At 67.0% G+C, this 1,628-nt stretch carries 1 protein-coding gene; it reads right to left on the bottom strand.

The window, feature by feature from the left end; all coding sequences use genetic code 11:
* Positions 1 to 37: 37 nt before the first annotated feature.
* Positions 38 to 1,573 (bottom strand): ISL3 family transposase, encoded by a 1,536-nt coding sequence (locus ACFXKG_RS41215; protein WP_384850747.1) that lies wholly within the window; start codon positions 1,571 to 1,573, stop codon positions 38 to 40.
* Positions 1,574 to 1,628 lie beyond the last annotated feature (55 nt).

The following is a 1,628-nucleotide window of genomic DNA, read 5'->3' as shown; positions in this document are numbered from 1 at the left end:
GGCCCTGTCTCACATTCGGTGGTGACGGAGGGTGTCGCTATCCGAGGAGGATGCGGTGGCGGAGGAGGGTGAAGCCTGCTCGTCCGTGCATCTGGCGGGCGATCCGCTTGGTCTTGGTGTTGACGCCCTCGGTGGGGCCGTTGCTGTAGCGGAGTGTGAACGCGGCGATTACGGCGTCGAGGTCTCGCTCCAGCCCTCGAGTGAAGGCATGCAGGTGCGGCAGATCGGCAGCGCGGACCTGGGTGATCCAGAGCTCGAGCGCGTCGGCATTGTCTGGGTGAGGCTTCAGGAGCTGGGCGAAGTCCCTGATACAGACGGCGAGTTGGGTCATCTCAGGGCAGGCCGCGATGAGCCGGTCCAGCAGGTGCTGATGTTCGGCCTTGAGGCTGTCGGGCATGGTGAGGAGCATGCGGGCGAGTCTGCGCGGGGAGATGTGGCTGCGGTCGGCGTCCGCGCGGCCCTGGTTGATGTACTTGTGCAGGAGGTTGAGGCAGCCGGTGAACCCTTGGTCTTTGATCTCTTGGAAGAGGTGCTTGACCGGGACGGCGGGGTCTTCGGCCCGGCGTTTGCGCAGGTGTTCGCGGTAGGGATCGACAAGGCTCGCGCGGTACTTGGGGACGCGGAGCATCCGCTCGGGCCGATCGGCGCGGGCGTAGCGTTTGACGGTGTTCAGGGCCAGTTGCAGACGGCGGGCGCATTCGAGCAGGCCCACGCCCTGGTCGAGCAGGTCGTGGATCTGGTGCCAGCGTTCCAGGGTGGTCTGTGCACGGGGGCCGTCGTAGAGGGGCGCGTCCAGGACGGTGGCCCAGCAGGTGCTGTGCGCCCTGACCTCGCTCAGCGCGGCTTCGCACAGGTTGTGCCACAAATGCCAGCGATCACCAACCTGCACCGCGTCGGGCAGCGCACGACGGATGGCCTCGGCGTAAGTCGCGGAGCCGTCACGGCAGACGACCTCGACGCCCGGATGAGCGCGTAACCATGCTTCCAGGGTGTCGGCCGTGCGGTCGGGCAGCACGTCGATCCGCTCGTGGGTCTCAGCATCGATGATCACGGTGGCATAGCGGTGGCGCCGGCGCAGAGCGAAGTCGTCGACGCCGATCACTCGGGGTATTCGCCCGGTGGGCAGTGGGATACGCAGCAGGGTCCGCAGGGCGGTGTGCCGCGAGACGCCCACCGCAAGTATTGCCAGCAAACGAGCCCCGGCCCGGCCCGCTAACTCCTTGACCACGGCCTTGACTTGCCTGGTCAGACGAGCCGTGCGTCGCTGGTATCGCTCCAGCACCCCAGGCACCTGCTCACGGAAGGTGTGCCGACAGCCTCGCGTGGGACACACCAGCCGCCGCACCCGCACACGGACTACTACCCGTCGCCCGTCCACCGGTACGTCGGCCACCGTCCGCAGGTGAAAGCCATGCACCCGCCCGGACGGCGCCCCGCAGCTCGGGCACGGCACCATGCCCGCCGGTGTCCGTGCTCGCACCAGGATCCGCTCGCCTTCGTCGGTCACGTCCGCGATGACCAGCGGCAACAGCCCCGAGAACACCACATCTACAAGGTCGTTGACATCTCGCATGTAAATGTCAACGATCTTAGCAACCCTCCGTCACCACCGAATGTGAGACAGGGCC

The sequence above is a fragment of the Streptomyces sp. NPDC059255 genome (assembly GCF_042752355.1).
In the GTDB taxonomy this organism is placed as follows: Bacteria; Actinomycetota; Actinomycetes; order Streptomycetales; family Streptomycetaceae; genus Streptomyces.
This window is presented reverse-complemented; position numbering and strand designations above follow the sequence as displayed.